This window comes from Kocuria salina, from assembly GCF_013368965.1.
Lineage (GTDB): Bacteria > Actinomycetota > Actinomycetes > Actinomycetales > Micrococcaceae > Kocuria > Kocuria rosea.
Genome location: NZ_SSSF01000029.1, coordinates 1 through 5,488, shown reverse-complemented (window position 1 = coordinate 5,488; position 5,488 = coordinate 1). Strand labels below are relative to the sequence as shown.

Below are 5,488 nucleotides of genomic sequence, written 5' to 3'. Positions count from 1 at the left end.
GGTTGTCGCCGTCCTGCCTCCGTGGGGTGGTGGCGACATTTTCAGCCGGGGTTTGATGTTTTCGTTGTTTTTTTGACGGAGAGTTTGATCCTGGCTCAGGACGAACGCTGGCGGCGTGCTTAACACATGCAAGTCGAACGATGATGCCCAGCTTGCTGGGCGGATTAGTGGCGAACGGGTGAGTAATACGTGAGTAACCTGCCCTTGACTCTGGGATAAGCCTGGGAAACTGGGTCTAATACTGGATACTACCTCTTACCGCATGGTGGGTGGTGGAAAGGGTTTTACTGGTTTTGGATGGGCTCACGGCCTATCAGCTTGTTGGTGGGGTAATGGCTCACCAAGGCGACGACGGGTAGCCGGCCTGAGAGGGTGACCGGCCACACTGGGACTGAGACACGGCCCAGACTCCTACGGGAGGCAGCAGTGGGGAATATTGCACAATGGGCGGAAGCCTGATGCAGCGACGCCGCGTGAGGGATGACGGCCTTCGGGTTGTAAACCTCTTTCAGTAGGGAAGAAGCGAGAGTGACGGTACCTGCAGAAGAAGCGCCGGCTAACTACGTGCCAGCAGCCGCGGTAATACGTAGGGCGCAAGCGTTGTCCGGAATTATTGGGCGTAAAGAGCTCGTAGGCGGTTTGTCGCGTCTGCTGTGAAAGCCCGGGGCTCAACCCCGGGTCTGCAGTGGGTACGGGCAGACTAGAGTGCAGTAGGGGAGACTGGAATTCCTGGTGTAGCGGTGAAATGCGCAGATATCAGGAGGAACACCGATGGCGAAGGCAGGTCTCTGGGCTGTTACTGACGCTGAGGAGCGAAAGCATGGGGAGCGAACAGGATTAGATACCCTGGTAGTCCATGCCGTAAACGTTGGGCACTAGGTGTGGGGGACATTCCACGTTTTCCGCGCCGTAGCTAACGCATTAAGTGCCCCGCCTGGGGAGTACGGCCGCAAGGCTAAAACTCAAAGGAATTGACGGGGGCCCGCACAAGCGGCGGAGCATGCGGATTAATTCGATGCAACGCGAAGAACCTTACCAAGGCTTGACATTCACCGGACCGCCCCAGAGATGGGGTTTCCCTTCGGGGCTGGTGGACAGGTGGTGCATGGTTGTCGTCAGCTCGTGTCGTGAGATGTTGGGTTAAGTCCCGCAACGAGCGCAACCCTCGTTCTATGTTGCCAGCACGTGATGGTGGGGACTCATAGGAGACTGCCGGGGTCAACTCGGAGGAAGGTGGGGATGACGTCAAATCATCATGCCCCTTATGTCTTGGGCTTCACGCATGCTACAATGGCCGGTACAAAGGGTTGCGATACTGTGAGGTGGAGCTAATCCCAAAAAGCCGGTCTCAGTTCGGATTGAGGTCTGCAACTCGACCTCATGAAGTCGGAGTCGCTAGTAATCGCAGATCAGCAACGCTGCGGTGAATACGTTCCCGGGCCTTGTACACACCGCCCGTCAAGTCACGAAAGTTGGTAACACCCGAAGCCGGTGGCCTAACCCCTTGTGGGAGGGAGCCGTCGAAGGTGGGACTGGCGATTGGGACTAAGTCGTAACAAGGTAGCCGTACCGGAAGGTGCGGCTGGATCACCTCCTTTCTAAGGAGCCGTTGACCGCCGTGTGGTGGTCGCCCCCGCCCTAGTGCCCGTCCGTGGTGCTGGTGGGGTGAGCTCATGGGTGGAATATCAACGAGCAAGTGGCCGCACTCCTCCTGTGCTTCCCGGGTTCCGATCCGGCGGGTGTGGGGGTTGCCGGCCGGGTCGGGTCCTAGTACCTGTCCCATCGTGGTGGACCCTGTGGGGTTCGTCCGGTGTGGGTGGTGGAAGAGAACCGGTCCGGTGGTGGGTGTGGTCCGTGGCGCACTATTGGGTCCTGAGACAACAGGCCCCGTCCCCTTTGGTGGGGGTGGGGGTGTTGTGTCGCAGGTTCCCGGCGTCCTGCCGGTGGTCGTGTCCTCTTTCGGGGGCCGCTAACCACCAGTGTGCAGGGTGTGCGGGTTGTTGTTTGAGAACTGTATAGTGGACGCGAGCATCTTAAGAACAGGTGCCGCAGGCAGCCGGACGGCTTCCTCTTCCCGCAAGGGTTGGGGGTGTGTCTGGTGGGTTGTGGTGCCGTGTTCGTGATTGATCGCCGAGATACCGCTGCCGTGCCCCGTTGGGGTGTGGTGGTGGTGGTATCGGTGTGTTCTGTGATCATGTGGCAAGTTTTTAAGGGCGCACGGTGGATGCCTTGGCATCAGGAGCCGATGAAGGACGCGGTAATCTGCGATAAGCCTCGGGGAGCTGATAAACGAGCTGTGATCCGAGGGTCTCCGAATGGGGAAACCCCGCCGCGTGTTATGCGTGGTGACCCGCACCTGAATTCATAGGGTGTGTGGAGGGAACGTGGGGAAGTGAAACATCTCAGTACCCACAGGAAGAGAAAACAACAGTGATTCCGTCAGTAGTGGCGAGCGAACGCGGAAGAGGCCAAACCGATGGTGTGTGATACCCGGCAGGGGTTGCATCATCGGGGTCGTGGGGCGTGTCGTCCCGGGTCTGCCGGCCCGGGCGTGTGAGTGCAGGGCGATAGTCGAACCGGTGTGAGTGCCGGACCGGAGAGGGTGAGAGTCCCGTAGACGAAATCGTTGCTGCCGCACGGTACGCGCACCCAAGTAGCACGGGGCCCGAGAAATCCCGTGTGAATCTGCCAGGACCACCTGGTAAGCCTAAATACTACCTGATGACCGATAGCGGACCAGTACCGTGAGGGAAAGGTGAAAAGTACCCCGGGAGGGGAGTGAAATAGTACCTGAAACCGTGTGCCTACAAACCGTCGGAGCCCTACAAGGTGACGGCGTGCCTTTTGAAGAATGAGCCTGCGAGTTAGTGTTACGTCGCGAGGTTAACCCGTGAGGGGTATCCGTAGCGAAAGCGAGTCTGAACAGGGCGAGTGAGTGGCGTGATCTAGACCCGAAGCGAAGTGATCTACCCATGGCCAGGTTGAAGCGCGTGTAAGAGCGCGTGGAGGACCGAACCCACTTCAGTTGAAAATGGAGGGGATGAGCTGTGGGTAGGGGTGAAAGGCCAATCAAACTTCGTGATAGCTGGTTCTCCCCGAAATGCATTTAGGTGCAGCGTTACGTGTTTCTTGCCGGAGGTAGAGCTACTGGATGGCCGATGGGCCCTACAAGGTTACTGACGTCAGCCAAACTCCGAATGCCGGTAAGTGAGAGCGTAGCAGTGAGACTGTGGGGGATAAGCTTCATAGTCGAGAGGGAAACAGCCCAGACCACCAACTAAGGCCCCTAAGCGTGTGCTAAGTGGGAAAGGATGTGGAGTTGCTTAGACAACCAGGAGGTTGGCTTAGAAGCAGCCACCCTTGAAAGAGTGCGTAATAGCTCACTGGTCAAGTGATTCCGCGCCGACAATGTAGCGGGGCTCAAGTACACCGCCGAAGTTGTGGCATTGCACCAATGATACCCAACCGGTCTTCGGACCGGTTCAGGTGGTGCGATGGGTAGGGGAGCGTCGTGTGGGCAGTGAAGCTGCGGGGTGACCCAGTGGTGGAGCCCACACGAGTGAGAATGCAGGCATGAGTAGCGAATGACGGGTGAGAAACCCGTCCGCCGGATGATCAAGGGTTCCAGGGTCAAGCTAATCTGCCCTGGGTCAGTCGGGACCTAAGGCGAGGCCGACAGGCGTAGTCGATGGACAACGGGTTGATATTCCCGTACCGGCGAAGAACCGCCCCTATCGAACCGGGGACACTAACCACCCGAACCGGGCCATGCGGTGACCATTGGTCGCCGCCGGCTCCGGGGAGCGTGGGACCTGAACCGGGGAGGTAAGCGTATTAACAGGTGTGACGCAGGAAGGTAGCCGAGCCGGGCGATGGTAGACCCGGTCTAAGCGTGTAGGGCGATCCGTTGGCAAATCCGCGGATCATTGAGCCTGAGACGTGACGGGACCCCCATTCGTGGGGGGATTCGGTGATCCTATGCTGCCGAGAAAAGCATCGACGCGAGGTTCCAGCCGCCCGTACCCCAAACCGACACAGGTGATCAGGTAGAGAATACTAAGGCGATCGAGAGAATCATGGTTAAGGAACTCGGCAAAATGCCCCCGTAACTTCGGGAGAAGGGGGGCCCCGACCGTGGACACCACTTGCTGGTGCGAGCGGGTAAGGGCCGCAGAGACCAGGGGGAAGCGACTGTTTATCAAAAACACAGGTCCGTGCGAAGTCGCAAGACGATGTATACGGACTGACTCCTGCCCGGTGCTGGAAGGTTAAGAGGACCTGTTAGCCTCACGGCGAAGCGGAGAATTTAAGCCCCAGTAAACGGCGGTGGTAACTATAACCATCCTAAGGTAGCGAAATTCCTTGTCGGGTAAGTTCCGACCTGCACGAATGGAGTAACGACTTCCCCGCTGTCTCAACCATGAACTCGGCGAAATTGCAGTACGAGTAAAGATGCTCGTTACGCGCAGCAGGACGGAAAGACCCCGAGACCTTTACTATAGTTTGGTATTGGTGTTCGGTGTGGCTTGTGTAGGATAGGTGGGAGACGGTGAAGCGGGCACGCCAGTGCACGTGGAGTCAACGTTGAAATACCACTCTGGTCACTCTGGACATCTAACTTCGGCCCGTGATCCGGGTCAGGGACAGTGCCTGATGGGTAGTTTAACTGGGGCGGTTGCCTCCTAAAGAGTAACGGAGGCGCCCAAAGGTTCCCTCAGCCTGGTTGGCAATCAGGTGTCGAGTGTAAGTGCACAAGGGAGCTTGACTGTGAGAGCGACAGCTCGAGCAGGGACGAAAGTCGGGACTAGTGATCCGGCGGTACATTGTGGAATGGCCGTCGCTCAACGGATAAAAGGTACCTCGGGGATAACAGGCTGATCTTGCCCAAGAGTCCATATCGACGGCATGGTTTGGCACCTCGATGTCGGCTCGTCGCATCCTGGGGCTGGAGTTGGTCCCAAGGGTTGGGCTGTTCGCCCATTAAAGCGGTACGCGAGCTGGGTTCAGAACGTCGTGAGACAGTTCGGTCCCTATCCGCTGCGCGCGCAGGAAATTTGAGAAGACCTGTCCTTAGTACGAGAGGACCGGGACGGACGAACCTCTGGTATGGCAGTTGTACCGCCAGGTGCACCGCTGCTTCGCTACGTTCGGAAGAGATAACCGCTGAAAGCATCTAAGCGGGAAGCTCGCTTCGAGATGAGATTTCCAGACACCATTTGGTGTGAGAGGCCCCCAGCTAGACCACTGGGTTGATAGGCCGGAGGTGGAAGCACGAACCAACGACGTGTGCAGCCGACCGGTACTAATAAGCCGACAACTTACACCACACCCCCACCCCCAACACGTGTTGGGAACGAAGGGTGGGGTCACCACAGAACACCGCGTCCACTATACGGCTCCCAACCAACAACCCCCGCGGTTGCCGGTGAAGACCCACAACTGAATACCGCCCACCACGGGCGGACAACCACAGTGACTTACCCACCCC

Annotated in this window: 2 rRNA genes; both read left to right on the top strand. The window is 58.1% G+C overall.

What is annotated here, in order from left to right:
• Window positions 1-72 precede the first annotated feature (72 nt).
• A 16S ribosomal RNA gene (locus E7Z53_RS19665) occupies window positions 73-1,598 on the top strand.
• Between the two features lie 599 nt (window positions 1,599-2,197).
• Window positions 2,198-5,326: ribosomal RNA gene (locus E7Z53_RS19660) — 23S ribosomal RNA — on the top strand.
• Together the 16S and 23S rRNA genes form the textbook arrangement of a ribosomal RNA operon.
• The last annotated feature ends 162 nt before the right edge of the window (window positions 5,327-5,488 follow it).